The 24,372-nt window shown below is 39.7% G+C and carries 20 protein-coding genes; 15 read left to right on the top strand and 5 right to left on the bottom strand.

What is annotated here, in order from left to right; genetic code table 11:
* Nucleotides 1-87: 87 nt before the first annotated feature.
* Entirely contained in the window at nt 88-1,008 is a 921-nt protein-coding gene (locus AX662_RS05045; protein WP_060971796.1) for an Rgg/GadR/MutR family transcriptional regulator, read from the bottom strand.
* 333 nt (nt 1,009-1,341) lie between these two features.
* Here AX662_RS05045 and AX662_RS05040 point away from each other — a divergent pair, with 333 nt between their 5' ends.
* The 5 genes from AX662_RS05040 to AX662_RS05025 all read left to right on the top strand — a co-directional run bounded on the left by AX662_RS05040 (nt 1,342) and on the right by AX662_RS05025 (nt 7,228).
* Entirely contained in the window at nt 1,342-2,298 is a 957-nt protein-coding gene (locus AX662_RS05040) for a hypothetical protein (protein ID WP_060971795.1), read from the top strand.
* Nucleotides 2,299-2,838 (top strand): hypothetical protein, encoded by a 540-nt coding sequence (locus tag AX662_RS05035; protein ID WP_060971794.1) that lies wholly within the window; start codon nt 2,299-2,301, stop codon nt 2,836-2,838.
* A 6-nt stretch (nt 2,839-2,844) separates the two neighbouring features.
* Complete coding sequence (locus AX662_RS10570; RefSeq protein WP_155124259.1) at nt 2,845-3,021, top strand: hypothetical protein; 177 nt, start codon at nt 2,845-2,847, stop codon at nt 3,019-3,021.
* A 121-nt stretch (nt 3,022-3,142) separates the two neighbouring features.
* Nucleotides 3,143-4,912 carry a DUF805 domain-containing protein gene (locus tag AX662_RS05030; RefSeq protein ID WP_060971793.1) on the top strand — a complete coding sequence of 590 codons (1,770 nt, stop codon included), beginning with the start codon at nt 3,143-3,145 and terminating at the stop codon, nt 4,910-4,912.
* 24 nt (nt 4,913-4,936) lie between these two features.
* Nucleotides 4,937-7,228, top strand: coding sequence for a DUF1002 domain-containing protein (locus AX662_RS05025; protein WP_060971792.1), 2,292 nt, complete (start codon nt 4,937-4,939; stop codon nt 7,226-7,228).
* Between the two features lie 232 nt (nt 7,229-7,460).
* Here AX662_RS05025 and AX662_RS05020 read toward each other — a convergent pair whose 3' ends face one another.
* Nucleotides 7,461-9,119, bottom strand: coding sequence for an Rqc2 family fibronectin-binding protein (locus AX662_RS05020; RefSeq protein WP_037599888.1), 1,659 nt, complete (start codon nt 9,117-9,119; stop codon nt 7,461-7,463).
* Nucleotides 9,120-9,631: 512 nt separating this feature from the next.
* Here AX662_RS05020 and AX662_RS05015 point away from each other — a divergent pair.
* From AX662_RS05015 to nt5e, 10 genes are all read left to right on the top strand, one after another.
* Complete coding sequence (locus AX662_RS05015; protein WP_060971791.1) at nt 9,632-10,432, top strand: TraX family protein; 801 nt, start codon at nt 9,632-9,634, stop codon at nt 10,430-10,432.
* A gap of 132 nt (nt 10,433-10,564) precedes the next feature.
* Nucleotides 10,565-11,113: a DJ-1 family glyoxalase III gene (locus tag AX662_RS05010; protein WP_060971790.1), complete on the top strand. Its 549-nt coding sequence runs from the start codon at nt 10,565-10,567 to the stop codon at nt 11,111-11,113.
* Between the two features lie 341 nt (nt 11,114-11,454).
* On the top strand, nt 11,455-12,228 hold the full coding sequence (locus AX662_RS05005; protein WP_060971789.1) for a dihydroorotate dehydrogenase electron transfer subunit: 774 nt from the start codon (nt 11,455-11,457) through the stop codon (nt 12,226-12,228).
* A 9-nt stretch (nt 12,229-12,237) separates the two neighbouring features.
* Complete coding sequence (locus AX662_RS05000) at nt 12,238-13,194, top strand: dihydroorotate dehydrogenase (RefSeq protein WP_060971788.1); 957 nt, start codon at nt 12,238-12,240, stop codon at nt 13,192-13,194.
* A gap of 235 nt (nt 13,195-13,429) precedes the next feature.
* On the top strand, nt 13,430-14,125 hold the full coding sequence (pyrF, locus tag AX662_RS04995) for an orotidine-5'-phosphate decarboxylase (RefSeq protein WP_060971787.1): 696 nt from the start codon (nt 13,430-13,432) through the stop codon (nt 14,123-14,125).
* Between the two features lie 87 nt (nt 14,126-14,212).
* Complete coding sequence (gene pyrE / locus AX662_RS04990) at nt 14,213-14,842, top strand: orotate phosphoribosyltransferase (protein WP_004182503.1); 630 nt, start codon at nt 14,213-14,215, stop codon at nt 14,840-14,842.
* An 85-nt stretch (nt 14,843-14,927) separates the two neighbouring features.
* The gene (locus AX662_RS04985) at nt 14,928-16,379 is read left to right on the top strand and encodes an amidase (protein WP_060971786.1); all 1,452 of its coding nucleotides are present in this window, start codon (nt 14,928-14,930) and stop codon (nt 16,377-16,379) included.
* A 109-nt stretch (nt 16,380-16,488) separates the two neighbouring features.
* On the top strand, nt 16,489-17,337 hold the full coding sequence (locus AX662_RS04980; RefSeq protein WP_060971785.1) for a transporter substrate-binding domain-containing protein: 849 nt from the start codon (nt 16,489-16,491) through the stop codon (nt 17,335-17,337).
* A gap of 58 nt (nt 17,338-17,395) precedes the next feature.
* Nucleotides 17,396-18,049, top strand: coding sequence for an amino acid ABC transporter permease (locus AX662_RS04975; protein WP_060971784.1), 654 nt, complete (start codon nt 17,396-17,398; stop codon nt 18,047-18,049).
* Between the two features lie 110 nt (nt 18,050-18,159).
* Nucleotides 18,160-20,406, top strand: a complete 2,247-nt coding sequence (nt5e, locus tag AX662_RS04970; protein ID WP_060971783.1) for a cell surface ecto-5'-nucleotidase Nt5e — start codon at nt 18,160-18,162, stop codon at nt 20,404-20,406.
* A gap of 35 nt (nt 20,407-20,441) precedes the next feature.
* Here the strand turns inward: nt5e and AX662_RS04965 are convergent, their stop codons facing one another.
* From AX662_RS04965 to AX662_RS04955, 3 genes are all read right to left on the bottom strand, one after another.
* On the bottom strand, nt 20,442-21,383 hold the full coding sequence (locus AX662_RS04965) for an AraC family transcriptional regulator (RefSeq protein WP_082757396.1): 942 nt from the start codon (nt 21,381-21,383) through the stop codon (nt 20,442-20,444).
* 142 nt (nt 21,384-21,525) lie between these two features.
* Complete coding sequence (gene mnmE, locus AX662_RS04960; protein ID WP_060971782.1) at nt 21,526-22,896, bottom strand: tRNA uridine-5-carboxymethylaminomethyl(34) synthesis GTPase MnmE; 1,371 nt, start codon at nt 22,894-22,896, stop codon at nt 21,526-21,528.
* A gap of 126 nt (nt 22,897-23,022) precedes the next feature.
* On the bottom strand, nt 23,023-24,366 hold the full coding sequence (locus AX662_RS04955) for an alanine/glycine:cation symporter family protein (protein ID WP_060971781.1): 1,344 nt from the start codon (nt 24,364-24,366) through the stop codon (nt 23,023-23,025).
* Between the last annotated feature and the right edge of the window lie 6 nt (nt 24,367-24,372).

Raw genomic sequence — 24,372 nt, 5'->3', positions numbered from 1 at the left:
AGACCGAATAACGGTCTTAATTTTGAAGGCAAAACTTCGATAAATGCTGGCTCCAAATACCTTCTAGTGCTTTTAATTGATATAAACTTAGCTTTCTTTAAAAGGTATACCAGTCTTATTCAATACAGAAACAGCACTTAAAATTTTATTCTTGTCAATGGCTGAAGCATTAGAGTTGTCTAAAGCCTCGAAGGCTTCTAAAAAATGAATACAATCTCTTGCAATCTCAAGTCCCTTGGGATTGTTTTGTCGTAAGAAGTTCATGGCTTGATAAAACTTAAAATTAAATTTTTCAGTATAGAGATGGTTGTAAGAAGGGGATTTAAGGATGTTTTCTAATCCAGCGATTAATTTATTGGCATCTTTGAAATAGGCCTTTCTCGAAAAATAGCCAATCATATGAATCAAAATAGCGATATCTTCTTTTTTGGAGGATAGAAAACTTTTTTTATTGTTAGTCATAGCATCTAAAATCTTGCCAGAACGATACTTGACCATTTCATAAGGGCAATCAGCTAATATATAGCTAAGTACTGAATACTCAAAAATCCCCCATGTATCAATACGATTTAAATAGTTTAAAACAATTTCTAATTCGTCATCCGTAAGTTTGGAGGTTAGGCTCAGTGTTTGAAAATAACTTTGGTAGGATAGTTTATAGACAGTTTCGAGAATGGGATTATCTGAATAATCACCTTCAAAAGAAGATTCGACTAATTTAAAGCCATCATAATAATGACCATTGTTAATCTTGACTAAAATTTCGTCCGATAAAGACAGTTCTTTTAAGATAGACTCCCCATTGTAGTAGCGGAAGAAGTCATTCCAAGTGGCCCCTATACGGATGAGGAGACGGCCAAAGTTATTAAGACTAATACCAGATTTTCCATGCTCAAAAACCCCAAGCATTTGAGGAGAAATAATATTCCCAGCAGCTTCTTTTAAACTGTATCCCCGATCTAAACGCAATTGCCTGAAGGCTTGACCATAGCAAGAACGATTTTCCATAACTTAAATTTCCTTTTAAATCTTCTAAGTCTATTATATACCAAAAATCTGCAATTATTAATAAGAAAAAAATATTTTCAAAAAAATATCTATATTCTTAGAATCTAGCAATATGAAAATATTTTTGCTTTTTTAAGTTTGATTCTGAGGAATTAGTTATAATAATTCTAAAAGTTTAAAAGTATATGCTATGAATTATTTGATAATATCACTATACTCTAACGAAAGCTATTGTCACACGATATATCATAGCTTCATTTTGGTGAACAATGAGGTGAAAGAGTTCTGAGATAATCTGTCTTCACCTCAATCTGGTTATTAGGAGAAATCATTATGGAAAAGCAAGAATGGTTTGAGTACTTCGAAGCAGTCAATGGTAGAAAGCCCACTCTGGAAGAATTCAGTAAAGTCAAGGCATCAGGATTTTTTGAAAAAAAGAAAACATCAGAAAAAGAGGAAAACATAACGCATCCTCAACAAGAGACGCCTTTATCTCCAAAACAAGTAAGAGAAAACTGGGTGAAGAATTTTGAATTAAATCATGGACGTAAGCCTAGCTTTGAAGAGTTTTTTGAAGGAGTTGAAGCACTGAAACAGCCAGCTCCACAGCCAGCTACAAATTCTGTACATCAGACTGAAAGTACTCAACCTATCAGTACAGGCATTAATCAGACAAACTTTGGTTTTAGTCATCAAGTTGATCAGTCCATTGCCAATAACCAATCCCAATGTGGTGTCAATTCAAATCCACAAACGAATCCATTCTGCAGTGGACCAATATCACCTTCACAAGATACACCTCAATGGTCTGGGACAAGCCAGTCAAATCCTTATTTTACAAGGCCATCAAGTCCTTATTCTCAGACTAACTATACTCATACAGGACAAACAGCACCTCTAAATACTTATGCGATGACGGACTCATTCTGGTCTAATATCACCACCAAACATAAGTCTTTGTTGGCTCTTATGCTGATTGCTAATCTCTTCTTTGTCTTTTACGGTTTGAAGCCGGCAGAGGGTACAAATGCCAACGGTTATATCTATGAATCGGGAAGTGTTTTTTTACCTACAAAATACAGTACTGATTATTATGGCTCCAGCAACCTCGACACTGCTAGAGAATTCTATAAACAGGTTAATAAAAATGTCGCTAATGAGCGCTATAAAAATTTATTGCCAATGGGGATTTCTGTTTTTGTTATGGGAGTCGCTGCCTTTGTGTTGCATGAGGATCAAGACTTCCAAACCAGAGTTTATGTGACCTATCTCAAGAAAGGGGAAAAATAAATGTACTACGAAACTTGGATTGGAATGATAGTGTCTTTGGTGCTTTTTCCTATTTTCTATTTTTATGCGGTCAGACCTGCAGATACACGATTTAATAATGCTTTGATTGAGCAAGGCGTCATTAAACATCGTGATCCACAATTATTCATGCAACAAACCCATTCTTTTTATTCAAGGAAAATCACATCTTTAAATGCTATTTCAGAGAAATTGGTAGAGCAGCCCTTTATCCTGCCCAAAACACCTTGCGCTCCCTTTCAAAATACTACAAAAGTTGAACAAGAAATTTATCCTGACCTTATTATTATCACCGTTAAAAATGTGAGTAGAAAAGCCATTTTCTCGTTAAAAAGTTTAGGTGAATATAATGGCGAATACGTCTATGAATTTTCATTGGAAACGTTGAAGAAACGAGGTTTTAAAGAGACAGCCTTTGTTTACAATTTCATTTTGACTCGTATAGAAACTATTTTAAAGCAACTAGATGATAATGTTGAGGTCGAACGTAAGGTAATCGACTATACATCTTCAAGAAAGTAGGATAATATGGAAATTTCATTTTTTTTAATTTTTGTAGTTATGGTAGTGGGTATTTATTTTGTAATGCACTTGATAGAGGTTGGTGTTTTCAAAGTTAAGGATAGTATTGAAGATAATATGATGAATGCCACTGCACATCGTAAACAAGAGGAGCAGCACACCGACAGACGTGAAAAACTTTAAGGTAATTTATAAAAATTAGCTACACTGTCGTGAAGATAGGAATAGGTTGTTTGGTATTGGTATATAAAAGATTTGAATTAATATGAGTATTGTGAAAATTTAGAAAGGTTGTTTTAGTGTTATGAGTAAAAGAGATGATTGGATTGATTATTTTGAACTGCTTCATGGACGAAAACCAAATGCTGAAGAGTATATGGAGGCAAAAGAGGCAGGAAAGTTTGAAAGTGTTCCAGATGATACTGGTCAAAGTGCTCAAGGGCAAAGTTCGCCTCAAGCTGCTCCAAGCGTAGAGCAGTATGATGTAGCAGAGACATCTGGTTTTGACGATCGGTTTGCATCAGAACACTTGCATGAGCAAACAAACATAGTAGGAGAAGGTCCTAAACAGGATTATCAGGAAGCAACAATTCCAAACTATTATAATACGCAGACAAACATGGGAGGAGAAGGTCCTAGTACTAAACAAGATTATCAAGGAGAAGCAATTCCCAATTATTACAATACTTCAAAAGATCAATATGCCTCCCCTTTTCTCGTCGATCAACGTAGACAAGAGATTACCTTTGGAAGAGCCCTTGCTGATTATTTCAGAGGTTACTGGTCTTTTAATGGCTTTACGTCTCGAAAAGGTTATTGGTCAGTCGTATTCTTTAATTTAGTGGCTTGGGGAAGTTTTTACGCTATTCTCAGCTTTTTACTCATAAGTAAAACTAATATCTACCTGCTTGATTATTTGTTTTTTAATCCCTTATTAGGTCTTTCGATTTATAGTATTCTTTGGTTACCCTATTTGGTTCTAATATTGCCAGGATTGACGCTTAATACGAGAAGACTGAGAGATGCAGGGTTACGTGGACGAGGAATTTTTGTACTTTATCTCTTTACTTTGGTTCCTTTTGTAAATATTATTAGTTCGATCTTTTCACTCTATGCGCTTTGTCAGAAGTCAGATCATTTCCTTCAAAATGGTGAGTCATTCTTCTATAGAAATCGTGCTCAGTCACCAGCACTGCCTAATTTAGAATTCCCTCAAAGAAAATCATTAGGAGGTTTGTTTGGAGGTTGTTTAATCTTTTTAGGGATTGTTATGCCTCTCATTTTGGTACTTAATGTCAATAATTTCAATAACAACAACGACTATTCTCATGACAGCTCTTACTATGATAGCCAAACAGTTGATTTGTCTCAATACGAAGTTAGTTTGAACGTTGATGGTGAAAATGGCTCGGGGGTTGCCAGTGTACATATCGATGCGACCCCAAGTGTATCAAGTAGTAGTAGTGAGATAAAGGAATTTTTGGAAAATCCCCAAATTACCGTTTCTAAGGAAACTGGCCTCTCAGACGGGGATACTGTTGATGTTGAGATAACCTTAGATGAAGACAAGGCCAGCGAACTGGGCTTAACAGTTACAGGGACTTCCTATCATTATTTCGTTGTCTCAAATTTAGGCTCTGATGGTAATGCATCTTCGAAAACCTCATCAAACAATTCTTCAAGCAACTCTTCTTCACAAAATACTTCTAGTGAGCAAGATACCAAGAAGAATATTGAGACATTTATGACTAACTTTAGAAGTGACATCAATCGTACCATCAAAGAATCTTCAGATTATGTTTATTCATACTTTGAGTCTAAAGATAACGCTACTTATAAAAGTATTATTGATATCTACTTACAAAATCCTGACCACTATGATCACTTTGAATCAAAGACTGATAATATCTATGACATTAAAGAAAATGGTGATCAGGTAACCTTTACCATAGATTTTACGACGACGACTTACTTTACAGACGGTAAGGCTCCGGTAACATCATCAAAAACCCGTCATTATGTTTGTAAAAAGCACGGTTCGTCATTTTATATCATTAGCTTTGATAACCTTTAATACGAGAACATATCAGGAAATCCTATGAAAAAGAAATTGTTTAATGGGTTAGTAGCAAGTCTTATCCTTCTTTTAACAGTTCAACCACTTGCTTTCCCTTTTATATCCCCAAATGGTCTTGTTTTTGCTAATAACATCACTAAATCAGAGACCTCCTCTTCCAAAAAATCACCTAATCTAACTCCCTTATCCAATAAGAATACGCAAATAGATAGTAAGAAAGAAAAAAATCTTAAAAAAGTTCTGACACAACCTTTAATGTCATTAGGTTCTTCACTATCCTCATCGGAAAAAGCGGATACCAAGCGACTGTTGGGTGATACGAATATCGCTGAAGATCAGGTGATAGCCGTTGATGGTAAGACCATTGCCAAATACTTGGACGATGTTGATACCAATTCCAAGGTTTATTCAAGTGCTTATATTAAACCATTGTCTGAAGGTTCTGGTGTTCAGGTTGAGATTGTGACACCAACAAAAATTACCAAAGTTTCCTCAACAACATATCAAAATGCAGCCATTACATCTGGCGTATCTGATGTTCTCATCCGCATTGCTTCAGTAAATGAAGTAAGTGGGGAGGGAGCCTTAGCTGGTGTCTATGCTCTGCTTGACAAGGTTGGCTTTTCGGTAGACAAAAAAACTATCAAAACCAGTCAAGACGAAATTGGTCTGATTGATAAAATCAAGGAAGAATCTCACCTCTCAGACGATGATGCCAATAAATTCTTAGCCGAACTTAAGAAGCAGATTATTAAAAAGGTAACTGACAAAGAAAAGATTGACGATAGTTGGTTACAGGATATATTAAAGAAGGCCTGTGACGGCTACGGCATAACACTAAGTGATGGCTTAAAATCAGATATCATTACCTGGTTGAAAGAATTTTCTTATACAGATACCGCAAAATCTAAACAAAGTGTGAATCAATTAGATCAAAGTTTGCTGACCTCTGATTGGTCAGAAGTCCTGTCTAAGTTGGACAAAGTCTTAAGTAGAGATGAGATTCTTTCCCTAGACAAACAGGACTATAGTGAGAAAAATGGCTATCATGAAATCATAGCTGCCCTATATAATAAACTTTTAAAAGCTATCCAGGATAAGAATTTGAAGCAAGTTAAGCTTATCTATACTAATAGTTTTGCGGTTGAACATCTCTTAGGCTCACCATCAACTAAAGAAAAGGAAGCTTTAAACTATATTCGGATGCTTTGCTATTATTTCATCGCATCGACGGAAGATAGTAAACTCGGAGATGCCCTACAATCGGATGATAAACCAGCTTGGTTGGTCTCTGATAACACTAAAGATAATCTATTAGCAAGTCTGAAACGTTATCAGAATATCGGTCAGAATCCTAGTCTTCAAGAATTGCTCATTCGTATCGCCATTGCGACGGGCTATTCTTATGAAGCCTTTCTCTACAAGGATATAAGACAAGAAGGGCATGTCATCAAACTAACAATTGTTTGTCCTTGTTTGAAAAATGATTGCCAACTCTATGTGGTTTATAACCTCAAAACAGGTGTCTGTCTCTTGAAAGATGGAAAAGATTCAACTAGAACGAAGCTTTATGATTTTAAAAAGGCTTATGATGTTGATCTTGAAGATAAACATCAGCCCCTAGTGGATGACCTTGAAAACTTTAAACTTTCTCAAAAGGATTCAAACATCTTTAAAGGAACGAACATAAACGAAACGGCTCATTCAGCTTACAAGGAAATCGTGAAGGATTATGTCTTAAAAGTCAGTGATCCCAATTACCAACAAAGCTCAGGTGTTGATTACGATCCTGTAATGGTCCTAAAAAATTACAATAATAACAAGGTCAACTATTTGGTAACCGACCTGAATGATGATGGCGTTGATGAATTACTGATTGGTAGTCAAGATAACTACGTCTACGTCGTCTACACATTTGACGGTAAGAACGCTGTCAATCTCTTTAATAATAAAATTCCGTTCGGTCTCCGACCTGGTCTTACGATATTTAAAGATGGAACCTTGCAAGTTCACTGGGGTTCCAATGCCTATATTTATTCTGAAATGACTTACCGTATCAATTATTCACGAACGGGACTAGATAAGCTTCTTGATTTTACTGTCACTAGCCCAAGCGAATCAACGAAAGTTTCTGAGGTGACTTATAGTGTTGACGGTCACAGTTATGACGAGGATGAATTTTGGTCTAAGTATGAGGCTTTCAAACCATATGTGATTCAAGAGTCCGATGGAGACACCGAACCAGCTGAAAAAGCAGACTTCCAATTGATAGAGGCCCCTCTTAAAGAAACCACACCTTCTTCAGATTCGTAAAATAAGGGAATAAGTCTGTCACCTTAAGGCAATGCCTCGAAATAAATTTTTGTCACTCATAAAGCACAAAAATGTACTTAATGTGTGACTACAAACCTATAGGAGTGAGATAGGATGATTGATTCTATTTCACTCCTTTTTATGATGTAATGTTTAAGCAATTTCTTGTTGTTGAGACAAGAATAATAAAAAACCACCAGATAGTTGAACTGGTGGTAGTGAGACGAACAATTTACTTCATCCGCATGCTATCGATTTTTTCTTCAGTCGGTGTGACACGTAAGGTCTTTTGTCCCGTATAAGTTACAAATCCAGGCTTACCAGCCGTTGGCTTGTTGAGTTTCTTAACATCAATCATATCCACTTGAACCAAGTTTGATAGACGAGCCTTAGAATAGTAGGCTGCCAATTCAGCCGCATCCGTCTTGACCTCGTCAGTTGGGTTAAGATTGTCCTTGATAACTACGTGACTACCTGGGATATCCTTGGCGTGGAACCAGAGCTCCCCTTTTTTAGCCATCTTGAAGGTCAACTCCTCATTTTGTAGGTTGTTACGACCAACCATGATAATTGTCTTGCCATCAGAAGCCAGATATTGTTCAGGTTTCTTACGTTTGTGACGTTTATCGGTTGAACGACGCTTCATAAACCCAGCCTGAACAAGCTCCTCACGAATATCCTCGATTTCATCCATATTGGCTTGAGAAAGACTGAATTCAACACTTTCTAAATAATCAATGGTCTGTTTGGTTTCCTCAATCAAACCAGTCAAGTGCTTAACAGCTTCCTTGAGCTTCTGGTATTTCTTGAAGTAACGCTGCGCATTTTGGTTAGGCGTTAGAGCCACATTTAGGGGAATCGTAATCTTTTCACCAGTGTAGTAGTTGTCTAACTCGACACTATCCTTGTCATTTGGCACCATGCTGAGGTAGGTGGTCAACAGTTCCCCTTTTTGACGGAACTCCTCAGCATTTTCAGTCGCTGCAAGCTCTTTTTCCTGTTTAACAAGTTTCTTCTTGTTTTTTTCCAGCTCATTTTGCACACGATGGATCAGATCACTAGCCTGTTGTGCCACACGATCACGCGCCGCCTTGTCCAAGTAGTAGTAATCCAAAAGGGCTGATAAGGTCTCAAATTCAGGTTGGTCCTGACTATCAGAGAATCTTACAGCTGAAAATGCCTTAGCCGTTAAGTTTGGCTTTACTTCACGATTGAAGAAGGCACGGAAATTCTTGAGTTTATCAGTATCCAGTAAGGCTGATAATTCATTGGCCGTGTCACGCCCCAAACCTTGGAAAAGTTTTTGAAGGTTTTTAGCTGACAAATCCTCAGTTTGTAGGATCTCAAAGAGTTTTTCGTCTGGAATGTCAAAAGGATTCTTGGCGTCCGTCTTAGGAGGAGCAATATAGGTAGACCCAGGGAGAATTGTTCGGTAACTATTTTGTGAGAAACCAACGTGTTTGATAGACTCAATGATTTTGCTTTCGTTCTTGTCAATTAGGATAATATTGGAGTGTTTCCCCATGATTTCCATAACAAGAGTAACCTTAACACTATCACCGATTTCGTTTTTGTTAGAGACCGAAATTTCAAGGACACGGTCGTTTTCCAGTTGCTGAATATCCTCGATAACCGCTCCCTGAAGGTATTTCCGCATAATCATGGTATAGGTGTTTGGATTCTGCGGATTTGGTAGCTCGGCCTTGGTTGTCTGAATACGCCCAAAAACAGGGTGAGCCGAAAGCAGAAGCTTGTAATTCTGACGATTGTTACGAATGGTCAAGACCAACTCACGCTCAAAAGGCTGATTAACCTTCTGGATACGCCCGTAAAGCACTTGCTCACGTAGCTCAGTGGTCATATGATGAAGAAAAAAGCCGTCAAAAGACATGGTGTACTTCCTTTCTTGTTATTGATAATACTTGTTTTATTTTTAAAATAAAATTTTCTGTGAGACTTTCCTTAGGTGTTGGCGGACGTCAGCGAACTTTTACAAAGTTCCGTGACTAATTTTTGAGCCTAGCGTCTCAAAAATTCCGAGCGCCTGAAACCTTTTAGTTTCAGGCGCTTTTAACACGGCGGAAAGTCTCGGTTAATTGCTCGCTCTGCTCGCAAAAAAGATATTTCAAAAACTTGCAGAGTTTATTAGCTTTGTTTGTTTTTTATAAATAATTTGCATACGTTATGAACGTAAATATTGCCTAACCATTATAGCATAAAGGGAGTAGAAATGCTTGGTGAGGGGAGTAGGAACTAAAGATATTATTAAAATGTGAATTATTCATCATAAAATAGTCTGTCTAAAATTGTTAAAAAGTTATGGCTTTTATTATCATGAATACCTTTGAATTTACATCTAACTTGTGGTATCATTTAATATGCTGAAAATTAAAGGAGCATTAAATGAACGATATAAAAAAGATATGCAATGCGACTAATTTGAAATACCTAGCTGTTGCACTTATGTTTTTGGACCAAATCTATCAGATGTTCGGGAGTATGGGGGCACCTATATGGTTGACGATGTTGGGACGTCTGGCTTTCCCAATTTTCCTCTTTCTTGCTGCTGATAGTTTTCACTACACTCATGATCGTATGGCTTTTCTCAGGCGTCTGCTTTACATGAGTTGGTTTATGATCATTGGCAACGCCATCATTGGTAGTATTTTTCATAATGGTAGTATCGGTTTAACCAACAATGCCTTTTCAACCTTCTTTATTACTGGGATTTTTATTTGTTCTTGGGATTTGTTGGCTAAGGGGCTTCGCGATAAATCGAACAAGGAGTTGATTCAAGGGATTGGTGTCTTTCTCTTGCCGATTCTATCATCCATTCCGGTTGTAATCCTTGCAGGTATATTTGAAACACCACATGCAAACCCACTCCTTGTGCAGATTGTTGCCTTTATCCTGTCACTTGTTCCAAGTATTATCATGGTTGAGGGTGGCTTTGTGATGGTTATTCTTGGTTTGCTGTTCTATATTTTCCGTACCAATCGCATTGCTCAAATCATTGTCTTAGCTGTTATTTCAGTGATTGCCCATCTCTTTGATCCGACGGGTGTGCAATGGATGATGGTCTTTGCTGCGATTCCTATGTATTTCTATAATGGTGAGCGTGGTAGTGGTAACAAGAATTTCTTCTATATTTTCTACCCAGCCCATATTTATCTCTTGTGGATCCTAGCAAGTTTGTTTAGATAAAATGACAAAGACAGTCCTTGTGCTGTCTTTTTTCATGCTCAAAGTCCGTTTTTATAGTTTGTTTCCTGCTTCTAAAACTGCTATAATTTAAGGCGTAATAGAATCATGCGATAAGTAAATTGGAGGTATATCATGACAAAAGTAGCAGTAGTATTTGCGGACGGATTTGAAGAAATCGAAGCCTTAAGCCCAGTGGATGTCTTTCGCCGAGCAGAATTTGACTGTAGCATGCTTGGACTCGAAAATGTGTCAGTGACTGGCTCACATGGGATTCAAGTTGCGATGGATGGCGTATTTGATGGCAATTTTGCGGATTATGACTTGGTGGTCCTTCCTGGAGGTATGCCTGGATCAACTAATCTACGCGACAACGAAACTTTGATTGCCTCTCTTCAAGAGGCTGCAAAAGCTGGAAAATACGTTGCTGCTATTTGTGCTGCACCAATTGTTCTCGAACGTGCTGGTCTTCTTGAAGGGCGTAAATTCACATGTTTTCCTGGCGTAGAGGAACAAATTGCATCTGGCGAGCATCAAACTGACTTGGTAGTTGTTGATGGTAATATTGTCACTAGCCGTGGTGCTGGAACAGCATTAGCCTTTGCTTATGCCTTGGTCGATCTGTTGGGTGGCGATGGTCAGCAGTTGGCTCATACTATGGTTTACGACAGATTGTTTAAATAATGTTTTTTAGGGCTCTTGTTCAAGAACTCTAGCACCTCTTGTTAGGAATGTTGACAATTTATTTTCCCCTATGAGATGATAGAGAACGTATCAAACAGAGGGCCTAGTTATAGGCTGGAGAGACCTTAGCTTAATTTTATAAGCTTTGGTTTTTTCTTTTCTCCTTTGACATCCGTCTTGAAAACGGTTATAATAATCACAAAATAACCTTTAAATGAGTCCAGAGAGGCTTGAAAGGTCGGACAGAGTGAAACAGCAGGGGATTTCCTGTGATTTTTTGTGCGACCTTGCCATGTGGCGAGGTTTTTTTGATGACAGTTTGCAGTTTAGAAAGGGTTGTCATGATTTTAGTTGAAGATTTAACCATTGTGAGTCAGCGTGAGATTGCACCTCGTATTTTTGAGATGGTGCTAAAGGGAGAGATGGTTACGGATATGCAGGTTGGTCAGTTCGTCCACCTCAAGGTGCCAGACCCAAGTAAGCTCCTTCGTCGTCCGATTTCCATCTCAGAGATTGACTACGACAAGAAAGAGGCAACCATTGTCTATCGTGTGGAGCGTGAGGGCACAGCTATTCTCTCTAAGATGGTAGCTGGTCAAACCATTGATACCATGGGCCCTCAGGGAAATGGTTTTGATATTTCCGTTGTCGATGCTGGGCAGAAAGCTCTCCTTGTTGGTGGTGGTATCGGTGTGCCACCTTTGGTTGAGACGGCTAAGCAGTTGAAGGCTAAAGGTGTGGAAGTCGTGTCTGTGATTGGTTTTGCCAATAAGAAAGCCGTCATCTTGGAGGACAAGCTCAAGGCTTGTGGTGATGTTTATGTGACCACTGATGACGGTTCATACGGTATCAAGGGTTACGTTTCGACGGTTATTGATGGTTTCGACTGGACTCCAGATGCCGTTTACAGTTGCGGAGCTCCAGGCATGCTTAAATATGTCGATAGCAAGTTTGAAAATCATCCTCATGCCTATGTTTCTATGGAAGCTCGCATGGCTTGTGGTATGGGTGCTTGCTATGCCTGTGTGGTTCACGTAAAAGGAGAGTCGGATGCCAAAAATCTTCGTGTTTGCGAGGAAGGGCCGGTCTTCCCCACCGGAAAAGTCATCGTCTAGGAGGTTACCATGTCAGAGACTAAATCAGAAAATCGTTTAGCTATTAGCCTTCCAGGGCTCGACTTGAAAAATCCCATTATCCCAGCCTCAGGTTGCTTTGGTTTTGGGCAAGAGTACGCCAAGTATTATGATTTGGACAAACTAGGTTCTATCATGATTAAGGCAACAACTGCCAACCCTCGTTTTGGTAATCCAACACCACGTGTGGCTGAGACACCATCAGGCATGCTTAATGCCATTGGCTTGCAAAATCCTGGTGCTGATGCTGTCTTGTCTGAAAAACTACCTTGGTTGCAGGAGCATTATCCTGGGCTTCCAATCATTGCCAATGTAGCTGGATTTTCTAACGAAGAATATGCGGAAGTCTCTCACAAGATTTCCAAAGCTAGCAACGTCAAGGCTATCGAGCTTAATATCTCATGTCCAAACGTAGACCATGGCAATAACGGCCTTCTCATCGGACAAGTCCCAGAGCTTGCCTACGCAGCCGTAAAAGCCAGTGTCTCTCATTCTGATGTGCCCGTCTATGTCAAACTGACACCAAGCGTGGCTGATATCACAAGTGTAGCCAAGGCAGTCGAAGATGCCGGTGCGACAGGCTTCACTATGATTAACACCTTGGTTGGTACACGCTATGACTTGGCGACTCGCAAACCTATCATTGCTAATGGTCAAGGTGGTATGTCAGGGCCAGCTGTCTTCCCAGTAGCCCTTAAACTCATCCGCCAAGTTGCTCTAGCGTCAGACCTCCCAATCATCGGTATGGGTGGCGTCGACAGTGCCGAAGCGGCTATCGAAATGTTCATCGCTGGTGCCTCAGCTATCGGTGTCGGAACAGCCAATTTCGCAGATCCCTATGCCTGCCCTAAAATCATTGACCGTCTCCCTGAGGTCATGGACAAGTATGGCATTACAACTCTTGAGGACTTGCGCAAAGAAGTTCGAACAGAGTTGTTGGGGAAATAGAATAAAAATAACTTTTTTAAGGAATTTAACAAAGGTATAATTACTTTCATCCCCCTTTGACATTCCCTTATAAAAGCGCTATAATAGAACAAATTGAACTGAACCTTTAATCGAGTCCAGAGAGGCGAGAAAGGTGTACTGAGATGCTACGGCATCACTAAAGGGTAGGGACTGCCCTGTTTTCGTGCAACCTTCGCTGACTGGCGGAGGTTTTTTGTGTGAAAGGATATAAGAAATGAGAGAAAAACGTCCTGTTATTGCCCTTGATTTCCCGACTTTTGAGGATGTGAAGGCATTCTTTGCTAAGTTTCCTGCTGATGAAAAGCTCTATGTGAAGATTGGTATGGAACTTTACTATGCGGCTGGTCCAGAGATTGTTCGCTACGTTAAAGAGCTTGGCCATAGTGTTTTCCTTGACCTTAAGCTTCACGATATTCCAAATACTGTCAAATCTGCAATGCGTGTTTTGTCTAACCTTGGTGTTGATATGACAAATGTGCATGCGGCTGGTGGTGTGGAAATGATGAAGGCTGCGCGTGAAGGCTTGGGTGATGGTCCAATCTTGATTGCTGTAACTCAGTTGACCTCTACCTCTGAAGAGCAGATGCATGATTTCCAAAATATCCAAACGACACTTCAAGAATCAGTGGTTCATTATGCTAAGAAGACTGCTGAAGCAGGCCTTGACGGTGTTGTTTGCTCAGCACACGAAGTAGAAAAAATCAAAGAAGCAACAAATGAAGATTTCGTTTGTTTGACACCTGGTATTCGTCCAGCAGGAGCAGCAGTTGGTGACCAAAAACGTGTCATGACACCTGCCGATGCGCGCCAAATTGGTTCAGATTACATTGTTGTTGGTCGTCCAATTACACAAGCTGATGATCCAGTAGCAGCTTATCAAGACATCAAGGCTCAATGGACCGGTCAATAAATTTTCAAAAAGACCTTATTTCATAGGAAAATAGACCGAATTAGGTTATAATAAAGAGTAGAAAACGCTTTACGGAGGATAATAATTATGACATTAGCATCACAAATCGCATCTGACTTGCTTGATATCAAGGCTGTTTACCTTAAACCTGAAGAACCATTTACATGGGCATCAGGAATCAAATCACCAATCTACACAGACAATCGTATTACTTTGTCTTATCCAGAAACTCGTACACTTATCGAAAATGGTTTTGTGGAAAAAATTAAGGAAGAATTTCCTGAAGTAGAAGTGATTGCTGGTACTGCAACTGCTGGTATTCCTCACGGTGCTATCATCGCTGACAAGATGAACCTTCCATTTGCCTATATCCGTAGCAAACCAAAAGATCACGGTGCTGGTAACCAAATCGAAGGTCGTGTGGTTAAAGGCGAAAAAATGGTTGTTGTTGAAGACTTGATTTCAACTGGTGGATCAGTACTTGATGCTGTAGCAGCTGCAGAGCGTGAAGGGGCTGATGTTATCGGTGTTGTGGCTATCTTCACTTACGAATTGCCAAAAGCTGAGAAAAACTTCGCTGATGCTGGCGTGAAATTGGTCACTCTTTCAAACTACACTGAGTTGATCAAAGTGGCTAAAGTGCAAGGCTACATCACAGCAGACGGACTTCAACTCTTGAAAAAATTTAAAGAAAACCAAGAAACTTGGCAAGACTAAATATCATGATTGAAGGCGGAACGTTTCAGGCGTTTCGTTTTTTTTAGTATAATTTAGGAAGTAATAGAAGCAGGGAGAATATAAGATGTCAGTAAATGAGTGGTCAGATGCAACGGCAATGGCTGAGGCCGTGCGAAATAAGACGGTCAGTCCCCGAGAACTAGTAAAGGATACTATAAGTGAAGCGGAAAGGACGAATACTAAAATCAATGCTATCGTCAGTCAACGTTACGAGAAAGCTTTAGAAGAAGCAGAAACTAGAGACTTTTCAGATAAACCTTTTGCTGGTGTCCCAATTTTCCTAAAGGATTTAGGTCAGGAGGAAGCTGGTGAGCCGTCAACAGCGGGTTCTCGCCTATTTACAAGTTATCGGGCTAAGGAAACGGATAATTATGTTAAGAAACTTGAGGAATTGGGCTTTATTATTTTAGGACGTTCTAGCACTCCTGAGTTTGGCTTCAAAAATATCAGTGATGCTCAGATTCATGGTCCTGTCAATCTACCTGATGATGTGAGGCGTAATGCTGGTGGCTCAAGTGGCGGTGCGGCTGCTATTGTGAGCTCTGGCATTTCTCCTTTGGCCCCAGCTAGTGACGGTGGGGGCTCTATTCGAATTCCAGCTTCCTTTAACGGCCTAATCGGTCTCAAGCCTACCAGAGGACGAATTCCTGTCGGTCCTGGTTCGTTTCGTGGATGGCAGGGAGCCTCTGTCCAGTTTGCTTTGACTAAGTCTGTTCGAGATACCAAACGCTTGCTTTATCATATGCAGACGTGTCAGATGGAAAGTCCATTTATCTTGCCAAAGCTCAGCAAAGATTCTTTTGATCAACCAGTCAGACCTCTGAAGATAGCTTTTTCGACTGTCTCTCCTATTGGTGGTAAGGTATCAGAATCTGCTATTGCGGCGACAAAAAAGGCTGCTAGAGCATTAGAAAGTCTAGGACATCATGTCTATGAAATCACCTATCAGCCCTTGAATGGGATTGAAGCTATGCAGTCTTACTACATCATGAATAGTGTTGAGACGGCAGCCATGTTTGATGGTATAGAGGCTGGTTTGCAACGTCAGATGACGCCTGAAGATATGGAGTTGATGACTTGGGCTATTTTCCAATCTGGGCAAAAGATTCCTGCCAAAGTTTACTCTAAAGTCCTAACTCAGTGGGACCAGTATAGCCATCAGATGGCCAATTTTCATGAGTCTTACGATATTCTTCTGACTCCTACAGTGGCGGATGTGGCACCTAAGCATGGGCAGTTTGCCCTCTCTGAAAGCCTACAGAACCAACTCAAGCATATGTCTGAGTTTGATTGGCCAAAACAACAAGAACTTATTTGGGATATGTTTGCGGATAGTTTAGATTGGACGCCTTTCACCCAACAAGCTAACCTGACGGGACAACCATCGATTTCTTTACCTGTCTATCGTGATGGGCAAGGGCTGTCCCTTGGTGTTCAACTGACAGCCGCCAAGGGAAGAGAAGACCTCCTCTTACACTTGACCCAACAAATGGAAGAAGGTTCGGTTTTTAGCTAGCTATACTCATTCTCGGTTCAATTTTTTGTAAAACCCTTTCAAATAGTGTAGGCTTAGATTATAAGTTTTTAACTTAACTTTATTATTTGTTTTAAGGAGACACACATAGATGAAAAAGAGATTTTTCGCCGTTTTCAGCCTAATCTTGGCTGCGGTCTTTTTGGTTGCCTGCTCGTCACAAAGTACAGGTGAGAAGAACTGGGAAAAGATTGAGAAACGTGGTAGCATCAAGGTTGCGACTGCTGGAACACTTTACCCACAAACCTATCACGATGATAAGAATAATTTGACTGGTTATGACGTTGAGATTCTCAAAGAAGTTGGAAAACGTCTTAAGTTGAAAATTGAATTCACTGAGATGGGTGTAGATGGCATGCTTACTGCTGTAAATAGTGGGCAAGTCGATATCGCTAACTACTCACTCGAAGACGACAACAAGAATGTTAAAAAATTCTTACGTTCTGAACCATACAAGTATTCCTTCACTTCAATGGTCGTTCGTGAATCGGATAATTCTGGAATCTCTTCATGGAAGGATCTCAAAGGCAAAAAGGCAGCCGGTGCTGCAAGTACAAAGTACATGAAGATTGCCAAAAAAATGGGTGCTGAACTCGTCGTATATGATAATGTTACCAATGACGTTTACATGCAAGACTTGGTAAATGGGCGTACAGACGTTATCGTCAACGATTACTATTTGCAAAAGATGGCAGTAGCCGCTGTCAAAGACAAGTACCCAGTTAAGATCAACGACGGTATCTACAGTAACCCTTACTCAACAAGCTTTACTTTCTCATTGAAGAATAAAACTCTTCAAGAAAAAGTTAATAAAGCTATCAAAGATATGAAGAAAGATGGTACCCTTACTAAGATTTCAGAGAAATTCTTTGCTGGTCAAGACGTTACAAAGAAAACAAAAGTTGACTATACTGAGATTGATATCTCTGATGTTGAATAATATGAGCGATCCAATTGGATCGCTTATTTGCTAAAGAAATGTTTAGAAAGTTAGACTTATGATTATTGATTTTTCGCTGATTCTAAAAAGCATTCCTTATGTCTTATCAGGTCTGCCTTATACCTTAGGAATCTCTCTTTTAAGCTTTATGGTTGGGAATGTTTTTGCTATCATCCTTGCCTTTATGCGAATGTCTCAAAAGCCTTGGTTAAAGTATCCAGCCCGCATTTATATTTCCATCATGCGTGGGGTTCCTATGTTGGTCGTGCTCTTCATTCTTTACTTTGGTTTGCCTTATGTTGGTGTTCAGCTACCTGCCCTTCTTTGTGCCTTTATTGGCTTCTCCTGTGTTAGTGCCGCTTATATGGCAGAGATTTTCCGTTCATCCATAGTTGCCGTAGATAAGGGGCAGTGGGAAGCAGCTCGCTCTCTTGGTCTTCCTCAGAAGTCTATTATCCGTCGGATTATCTTACCTCAGGCTATGCGTATAGCAGTAGCCCCTCTTGGTAATGTTATTATTGATATGGTTAAGAGTTCCTCATTGGCTGCTATGATTACAGTGCCTGACATTTTCCAAAATGCTAAGATTATCGGTGGGCGTGAGTATGACTACATGTCTATGTATATCCTAATTGCCCTTATTTACTGGACTTTGAGCTTTACTTTAGAACTGCTTGAAGGCTATCTTGAAAAACGTTTAGTTAGCTATTGATTTTTGAAAAAATTGTTTGAATATCTAATAAAATATTGAAAATTATTTAATTCTAATCTTATAAATGTGGTATAATAAAAGCGATTTAAAAATCAGAAAGGTCTTTTGGAATGAAGAAGAAAACAGTCGTTGCAACGACACTATCAACCCTACTCGTCTCAACTGCCATCTTGGCTAATGCTGTCCAAGCTGACGAGATAGAAACTCATGCAGCTGTAACAGCACCAAGCACTGAAGTGGTAGCTACAGAGGCAACTACCAATGCGACATCTACTGCAGCAACAACTGGATCAAGCGAGTCTGCAGCTCCAGTAGCTAGTTCAACATCAGTTGTTACTGCTTCTACAGCTGAAACAAGCGAGACACCAGTTGCCACAACTAGTGAAACAGCAACTGCAGCCACAACTCCTACAACAGAAGTCGTGACAAATGCTAGCACAAGTGCCAGCAACGACACTGTAACTGTTCTTCACACCAACGATGTTCATGGACGTATGGTTGAAGATGATCGTAACGGAGTTATTGGTGATGCCCTTTTGTCTGGTATCGTCAATGATTCTCGTTCAAAAGGAACAACCCTTGTCTTTGACTCTGGGGACTCATTCCAAGGTCTTCCAATCTCAAACAGCTCTAAGGGTGAGGACATGGCAAGCGTCATGAATGCTGTTGGTTTTGATGCCATGACAGTGGGTAACCATGAGTTCGATTTTGGTCTTGACCAATTGCGTCGTTTGAGCAAACAAATCAATTTCCCAATCATCACATCTAACGTTTATGTGGACGGCGTACGTCTTTTCCAACCATCTACAATCGTTGACAAAACACCTGGTGTTGATGGAGATGAAGTAGTTGTTATTGGTGTTACTACACCTGAGACAGCTACTAAGACACACCCACGTAATATCACTGGTGTCTCTTTCACCGATCCTATTACTGAGGTTAAAGCTGTTGTTGACCAAGTGGAATCAAATGCTCGTGCTGAAGGTAAGGAATACAAGACTTATATTGTCCTTAGTCACTTGGGTATAGATACAACAACTCCAGTTGAATGGCGTGGATCAACATTGGCAGAAGCTCTTTCAAACTATGCACCTTTAAAAGGAAAACGTGTTCTTGTCCTTGATGGTCACTCACACACTCTTCACACAGCGACATACGGCGATAATGTCACTTACAACCAAACTGGTAGCTACCTTAACAATGTCGGCCGCGTCGTTTATAATTCTGACCGTATCTTGTCACATGGCGTGATTTCACACGACGAAGCTAAGAAGAATTATCAAGTTAACCCAACAGTTAAAACTATGATTGATGACATCCAAGCTAAGTATAAGGCAGATTCTTCGAAAGTAGTTATCGAAAATAGTCCAGTTAAACTTAGCGGTGACCGTATGGACGTTCGTGTTCGCGAAACTAACCTTGGTAATGTTGTCGCTGATGCTCTCTTAGATTACGGACAATCAGCCTTCACACACAAGTCTAACCTTGCCGTAACAAACGGTGGTGGTCTTCGTGAAACAATTGCCAAAGACAAACCAATCACTAAAGGTGATATCATTGCCGTTCTTCCATTTGGTAACTCAGTTGCTCAAATTCAAGTGACAGGTCAAAATATCCATGATATGTTTGTCAAATCTCTTGGTTCTATTCTCCAAGTTGACGAAAGTGGTAAAACTGTTCTAGATGAAAATGGTCAACCTCTTCTTGAACCATCTGGCGGTTTCCTTCAAGTATCAGGAGCTCGTGTTTATTATGACACAACACTTCCAGCAGAAAAACGTATCTTGTCAATTGACATTTTTGATCCAGAAACTGGTACCTATAAACCACTCAACACTAATGAAACTTACTACCTTGTAACCAATGACTTCTTGGCTGCTGGTGGTGATGGCTTCACAATGCTTGGTGGTCCTCGTGAAGAAGGTCCTTCAATGGATACCGTCTTTGCGGATTACTTGACACATGCAGACCTTTCTAAGTATGCAGTTATCAATCCAAACTCACGTACCATTTCTATTTCAAGTGCTGATTTTGCTGCCTTGAACAAAAAAGAAAATGCAGAAGATCCTACATTCAATCCATTGAGTCCTGTTACGCCATCTAGCGTTGCTGAAGACCTTAAAACAACTAAACCAGTTGTATCTAAAGTAGTAACGACACCTAATGGTAAAGTATTCTTCGTTTCAACAAGAAACGAAGCACTTAAAGAAACAGAAAAAGTGGCAGAAGCTTCTGCTCAAACTGAAGTTCTTCCTACAACAGGTGATAAGGCCTCACACGCTGGACTCCTTGGACTTGGAATGTTGCTAACTCTCTTTGGACTTAGTGGAAAACACAAAGGTAAAGAGAAATACTAAGAAGTTTGCAGATAAAAAAAGAGTTAACCATTTGGCTAACTCTTTTTTGTTTTCTTGTTGTTGCTATGTGTTTTTCGATACTGACTTGGTGTTTGATCGTAATAGTGTTTAAATTGACGGTTGAAATTTGATAAATTGTTAAAACCAACATCAGTAGCAATTTCCAAAACTGGTTTAACACTATTACGGAGCTCTTCGCAAGCAGCATTAAGTCTTGCTTGAATGATAAATTCGGTACAAGAGGTACCAGTTTGTTGCTTAAAAATCGTCATAAAGTGAGTCTTACTATACCCCATAAGCAATGACAACTTATCAATAGTGAGATTTTCGGCATAATGCTGGTTAATGTAATCAATAATTTCCCGAATTTTTTCATTCTTACGATAATGATCATCAGAAGTCTTTCGCTCTACCAAGCGATAGAAGTAGAAGAGATAGATTAATTCCTCTAGTTTTGACTTGAGAAGAAGTTCATAGTGACGTTCTTTCTGACGAATCATCTTAAAAATCTCAAAAAGAAGAGCTTTAATTTCTGTATAACCCTCGTCTGACGGTCTTAGACATTGTTTAAACTTAAAATTGGAATTCTGTAAGGGCTGAAGATAACGGAGACTAAGCAGATCCACCAGAGACTGTCCCAACATATCCAAATGAAAATGAAGAGTATCAGTATGATGAGACTGATTATCTATGGGATGAATCGAATGAAGCTCATTAGGACCTATCAAAAAAATATCTCCAGCCTGGCTGTCAAAATAGTCATAATCAATATGATAGCGAGCTGTCCCCTCATAAACGTACTGTATTTCAAGCTCAGGATGCCAATGAAATAGAATATCAGGGCGTCCATTTTCGACCTTAATTTCCGCCAGTCGAAAAGGAAGCAGATTATCATCAAAATCTATCAAATGTTTAAAATCAGTATCAGTAGCTGCTTGACTCATGATTAACCTTTCAAAATCATAGAATAATACCATGATAGCATTTTCTTTCTTAAAAAGCATGAGTTAATCGTCTTATAGTATTGGTAGTTTTTAGTTTACATAATTTTATTTCTGTATTTAAGTATGCAAAATAAAAAGATGACTAAGCATCCTTTTTACATAAATTTAGTTATGTTTATTTTCCTAGACAGAACTGACTAAAGAGTTGTGTAATGAGTTCATCTGGGGCGGCGTCACCAGTGATTTCTCCTAAAACTTCCCAGGTACGTGTCATATCAACCTGTAAGAGGTCAACAGGCATGCCTAATTCAAGACCTTGATTGACTGCTTCAAGACTTTCGAGAGCTTTTTCAATGAGTGAAATGTGACGGGCATTTGAGAGATAAGTAGCATCTTTCTCCACTAGGCCAGCATTATCAAAGAAGAGCTGATTGATGCAATCTTCGATTTTGTCAATATTTTCATTCTTGAGGACTGAAATTGGAATGATATCTTTGGGAAGCTCTTCCATTTGGATTGCTTGTGGTAGGTCTGTCTTATTTAGAAGAATGATGCGATTGCTATTTTGACTGATTTCTAGTAATGTACGGTCTTGCTCTGTTAACGGTTCGGAGCTATTAAGCACAAGGAGAACCAGGTCAGCCTCTTCGAGAGCTTTCTTAGAACGCTCAACACCAATCTTTTCAACCACATCATCTGTGTCTCGAATACCGGCGGTATCGATTAACTTAAGTGGAACACCCTTGATATTAACGTATTCTTCAATGACATCACGGGTAGTACCTTCAATATCCGTAACGATAGCTTTCTCCTCGCGTAGGAGATTGTTAAGAAGACTAGATTTTCCGACATTTGGACGACCAATGATTGCTGTTGAAAGGCCTTCTCGTAGGATTTTTCCTCGTTTAGCAGTGGCAAGAAGATTTTCTAAAAGTGCTTGGAACTCTTGCGTTTTTTCACGGACAAGAGCTGTGGTAACTTCTTCAACATCATCATATTCTGGGTAATCAATATTAACTTCGACTTGAGCCAAGGTGTTAAGGATTTCTTGGCGAGTGTTGTTAATGAGATTCTTGAGCGAACCATCAAGTTGAGAGACGGCAACGGCCATAGCCTTATCAGTCTTAGCACGAATCAAATCCATGACAGCTTCGGCCTGAGTCAAGTCCACACGACCATTCAAAAAGGCACGTTTGGTAAATTCTCCAGGTTCAGCCATACGAGCTCCAGAACGAATAAGAAGTTGGAGGATTTCATTAGTCACAGCAACCCCACCGTGAGTGTTTATCTCCACGACATCCTCACGCGTAAAGGTCTTTGGCGCACGCATAACACTTACCATGACTTCATCAATGGTTTCCTCATTTTCGACAATATGGCCGTAATTGATAGTATGTGAAGTAACTGATTCTAGATTTCTTCCTTTGAAAACTTTATTAGCAATGGCGATAGCATCGGTTCCAGATAAGCGAACGATACCGATAGCACCTTCACCTAAGGGCGTTGAAATGGCAGTAATCGTATCAAATTCTTTGGTAATTGACATAGTTATTCCTTTGGATTTTTTCTGTATAAGTTTTAAAATGACTTAATTTCATTGTAACGCAAAAGAGCAGTAGTCGCAAGGACTGGTGCTGATAAAGCCAAGAAAAAAGAGCCTGAGCTCTTTTCTTTATTTGTGGCGTTCAAAGTATGATTTGGTTTCTTTAAAGATGATTGGTGAAAGGACTAGGAGGGCAATCAAGTTAGGCAATGCCATCAAGCCGTTTACGATATCCGCAATTTTCCAAACAACATCAAGTGTGAGGTAACCACCAAGAGCAACCATAACCACAAAAATGAGGCGGTAGAGTGGAAGGAATTTAGTTGATTTGAAAATGAATTCGAAACAACGTTCACCGTAGTAAGACCAACCCAAGATTGTTGTAAAGGCAAAGAGAACTAAAGAAAGTGTTAAGGCAATTTCACCAAATGTACCAAAAACAGAAGAGAAGGCGGCTTGTGTCATTGGGGCACCTTCTAGGCTACCTGACCATTGACCAGTTACAAGGATAGCAAGACCTGTAAGCGTACAGATGATAATCGTATCAATGAAAGTACCTGTCATCGAAATCAAACCTTGTTCAACAGGTTCTTCGGTCTTAGCGGCAGCGGCAGCGATAGGAGCTGATCCAAGACCTGACTCATTTGAGAAGACACCACGCGCAATACCAAGTCGCATAGCGACCATGACTGTTGCACCAGCAAAACCACCTACGGCTGCTTTCCCAGTAAAGGCAGATTGGAAGACCATTTCAAGAACTGGTAAAAGTTGATTAAAGTTTGTAAAGATAACCACAAGAGCTGCTAGGATATAAAGTCCAGCCATAAATGGTACTACCTTTTCAGAAACTTTAGAGATAGATTGGATACCACCAAAAATGATGGCAGCAGTTATAAGAGCAAGTAAGATACTTACGATTTTTGGTGACCAGTCAAAGCTGTTTTGAAGTGAGGCGGTGATTGAGTTAACTTGAGAGAAAGTACCAATCCCCAACCATGCAACAAGCACACCTGCAAAGGCAAAGAAGTAGGCCAAAGGTTTAGCAATTATTTGCCATTTTCCAGAGAAACCATGTGTGATGTAATACATTGGACCACCAGAAACATTACCTTGGTCGTCAAGTGTACGGAATTTAATAGCCAAAAGACCTTCGGAATATTTGGTTGCCATACCAAAGAAAGCGGCAATCCACATCCAGAAAAGGGCACCAGGTCCACCAGTTTTGATGGCTGTAGCTACCCCAACAATGTTACCTGTACCAACAGTTGCAGCAAGAGCTGTCGCAAGGGCTGCAAAACTAGAAATATCACCTTCCCCTTTATCTTCAGCAAAGATAAGTTTAAAAGCTTTAGGAAGACGAAGAACTTGCAAAAGTCCAAGACGAAGCGTAAGGTAAATCCCAGTTCCTACAAGAAGGACCAAAAGGGGTGGACCCCAGACAAAATCATCAATTGTAGTAAAAAAGTCTAACATGAATGT

The organism is Streptococcus sp. CCH5-D3, assembly GCF_001556435.1.
Taxonomy (GTDB): domain Bacteria; phylum Bacillota; class Bacilli; order Lactobacillales; family Streptococcaceae; genus Streptococcus.
The sequence above is the reverse complement of the archived record's forward strand: the minus strand, read 5'-3'. Positions and strand labels throughout refer to the sequence as shown.

Coding starts and splice junctions, on each gene's coding strand:
- AX662_RS05005 (WP_060971789.1), top strand. CDS start 11,455: ATGATTTTAGTTGAAGATTTAACCATTGTGAGTCAGCGTGAGATTGCA.
- AX662_RS05015 (WP_060971791.1), top strand. CDS start 9,632: ATGAACGATATAAAAAAGATATGCAATGCGACTAATTTGAAATACCTA.
- AX662_RS04975 (WP_060971784.1), top strand. CDS start 17,396: ATGATTATTGATTTTTCGCTGATTCTAAAAAGCATTCCTTATGTCTTA.
- mnmE (WP_060971782.1), bottom strand. CDS start 22,896: ATGTCAATTACCAAAGAATTTGATACGATTACTGCCATTTCAACGCCC.
- AX662_RS05035 (WP_060971794.1), top strand. CDS start 2,299: ATGTACTACGAAACTTGGATTGGAATGATAGTGTCTTTGGTGCTTTTT.
- AX662_RS05000 (WP_060971788.1), top strand. CDS start 12,238: ATGTCAGAGACTAAATCAGAAAATCGTTTAGCTATTAGCCTTCCAGGG.
- AX662_RS04965 (WP_082757396.1), bottom strand. CDS start 21,383: ATGGTATTATTCTATGATTTTGAAAGGTTAATCATGAGTCAAGCAGCT.
- AX662_RS05010 (WP_060971790.1), top strand. CDS start 10,565: ATGACAAAAGTAGCAGTAGTATTTGCGGACGGATTTGAAGAAATCGAA.
- AX662_RS05025 (WP_060971792.1), top strand. CDS start 4,937: ATGAAAAAGAAATTGTTTAATGGGTTAGTAGCAAGTCTTATCCTTCTT.
- AX662_RS05030 (WP_060971793.1), top strand. CDS start 3,143: ATGAGTAAAAGAGATGATTGGATTGATTATTTTGAACTGCTTCATGGA.
- nt5e (WP_060971783.1), top strand. CDS start 18,160: ATGAAGAAGAAAACAGTCGTTGCAACGACACTATCAACCCTACTCGTC.
- AX662_RS05020 (WP_037599888.1), bottom strand. CDS start 9,119: ATGTCTTTTGACGGCTTTTTTCTTCATCATATGACCACTGAGCTACGT.
- AX662_RS04985 (WP_060971786.1), top strand. CDS start 14,928: ATGTCAGTAAATGAGTGGTCAGATGCAACGGCAATGGCTGAGGCCGTG.
- AX662_RS04980 (WP_060971785.1), top strand. CDS start 16,489: ATGAAAAAGAGATTTTTCGCCGTTTTCAGCCTAATCTTGGCTGCGGTC.
- pyrF (WP_060971787.1), top strand. CDS start 13,430: ATGAGAGAAAAACGTCCTGTTATTGCCCTTGATTTCCCGACTTTTGAG.
- AX662_RS04955 (WP_060971781.1), bottom strand. CDS start 24,366: ATGTTAGACTTTTTTACTACAATTGATGATTTTGTCTGGGGTCCACCC.
- pyrE (WP_004182503.1), top strand. CDS start 14,213: ATGACATTAGCATCACAAATCGCATCTGACTTGCTTGATATCAAGGCT.
- AX662_RS05045 (WP_060971796.1), bottom strand. CDS start 1,008: ATGGAAAATCGTTCTTGCTATGGTCAAGCCTTCAGGCAATTGCGTTTA.
- AX662_RS10570 (WP_155124259.1), top strand. CDS start 2,845: ATGGAAATTTCATTTTTTTTAATTTTTGTAGTTATGGTAGTGGGTATT.
- AX662_RS05040 (WP_060971795.1), top strand. CDS start 1,342: ATGGAAAAGCAAGAATGGTTTGAGTACTTCGAAGCAGTCAATGGTAGA.